Below are 2,184 nucleotides of genomic sequence, written 5' to 3' on the forward strand. Positions count from 1 at the left end.
TTTATGATTTCAGATGCTCGCTTAATCGCTTCAGGCAACCAATTGAAGGCTAACTTCTTTCGACCAGACAAGATATCATTAAAATCTTTAATCGTGTCATATTGCTGTGTTTTATATCTGGAAGCAATCCCTTCATTACCTAATGTATAACGAACATTTATACGATTACCTTCCCAATCAAAAGTTTCTTCAACTTCCATTACTCTCACTTGTTGATTAAGATTTAATTTACTAACATAAAGCCACACACGATCTCCTTCATCAAGAATCATCTCTGGATACCCATTGTTAGTTAAGTCCACTGCATCAATCTCAGTTGATATTGAATAACTTTTTTCAACTTGTTTTTTTACAGCTTCAATTAAAGATTCTGAACTTTTATAGTTACCATCTTTTAATGCAGGTCCTTCAATCTCACCATACTTAGCAATCAAAGGAGAACGGTACTCTACTTTCAACTGATATTCTGGTTCTCTATCTATTTCTGTAGAATCAGGTAGATCGCCATACCCTTTTGCCCATGTGTGAAATCCGCTGGCATCAATTTCTAAACGGACGCTGCTTATATTCAAATCTTCATGCAAGATAACATCCTTATCACTTCCGATTTGATTATAAATATATACATTTTTTTGTCGAACTATATACTCACCACTAAAACGGTCAATACCGTATAGGAAACGCCCCGTTTTACTTTGATTATCCTCAAATGATAATGTATTAGCATACAACGTATCGACTAATACAAAATTGTAAGGTGTTCCATTGAATATCTCTCTAAAATAAGCACCAGGAGTGTAAGATTTATTTTCAACTTTATCTTGAAGGTAATATCCATTCAAATCTACAAAGAAACTTAATATTGCGGTAATACCAACACTTATGAAATCCCCGTCAGTGGAATACCCTGGATGGGTAATGGTGTACCACTCACCTTCAAATAATATTTTCCAACCAAATTCAATATCATGAATAAAATCTTTATTTATCTCTGTATATAAAAAGGATAACGATAATTCGCGTTGCCCATTAACTCTTCTTTTTCTATTTACTTCAGCAATCGCAGGATACTCTTGTCCCTTTAGATTTTTTATGATTATTGTTGGTTGTCCTAAATTAATCAAACTTCCACATCTCCTCACTAAGATACTGGATAAGAACAAGAAATTGGGAACCAAAGTTCTGCACCAAATTCATTATTGGTAGTTCCTTCTATGATGATCTGTCCACTTGTTGAAATCGCCCATCTCGCAAAACGTCCTCTTGAACTGCTATCTAATGATGTGCTTTGAACATAAGCATGTGAAGTTACAGGACATAATTCTGGTGGAAGAGTAGCGACTACCAAATTTCTTGCTGTTACGTTTTTAACAGCTCCTTTAATGTAGACAATATCACCACGCTTAGCCACTTTCGGTCTCCAACCTTCGCTAAAAGGTTGTACAGCATTCAGTAAAGTGATATCCGTCCATTCCAAAGGTTTCACTAACTCTTGATTCACCCAGTTTATTATTTCTTCCTTTGAATTAAAAATCTGATTTTTTACACTCTCTGATGTTTCTTTACTATCCCATGATATTCTGTCTTCCATAGAGACATGGACTAAATCGTTTTTTATATGGGTTTCTAACTGGGATTCTAATGAGTTAATTATTGTGGAATCAATATCTTGTATTTCTATCCATGCTCCATTTGTAAAACGATAAATCTTACCTGAATCTCTTACCATGGCTGTTTTACCCTCGGTTGCATTCGGATAAGTAGATGATAGCTCATTAAAGGTATTTACAGGCGGTATCCAATCTAACTTGATATTGTTTACAACTTTTTCAAAAGCCTCTTGGGAAATACTTTTTATAAAGTTTTCAACTTTTTTTCCTAAATAATCAAAGTTATGATTTATATTGTTTCTGCTAACATCATTTAACGGATTATCAATTTTGTATATTGTCAAAGTTTGCCCTCCTTTTAATCATATTTAAATCGAAAATCAAATGTAATAGTATAATAAGGTAATTCTTCAATTTTAAAATTATTGTCCCCTCGTAACAAAATGGGGAAATATCGATTCGTTCTATCCATTACAGATGTATTACCAACGTGGATATAGTGACCATTCAAAACCACCTTATTTCCAATAGACAGTGCCCACTTAGGTTCTTTTGCAGGATTATACTCAAAGTA

3 protein-coding genes are annotated in these 2,184 nt (G+C 33.7%); all 3 read right to left on the reverse strand.

Annotated features, from left to right (window positions below):
• A partial coding sequence (locus LCM23_RS25620; RefSeq protein ID WP_224939355.1) for a phage tail protein occupies positions 1 to 1,124 on the reverse strand: 1,124 nt, incomplete at its 3' end.
• Positions 1,125 to 1,141: 17 nt separating this feature from the next.
• Positions 1,142 to 1,954, reverse strand: a complete 813-nt coding sequence (locus LCM23_RS25625) for a hypothetical protein (protein WP_224939356.1) — start codon at positions 1,952 to 1,954, stop codon at positions 1,142 to 1,144.
• Between the two features lie 14 nt (positions 1,955 to 1,968).
• Positions 1,969 to 2,184, reverse strand: a 216-nt coding sequence (locus LCM23_RS25630; protein WP_224939357.1) for a hypothetical protein, incomplete at its 5' end; no start/stop codon positions are given.

It is taken from the genome of Cytobacillus kochii, from assembly GCF_020171845.1.
Taxonomy (GTDB): Bacteria; Bacillota; Bacilli; order Bacillales; family Cytobacillaceae; genus Cytobacillus; species Cytobacillus kochii.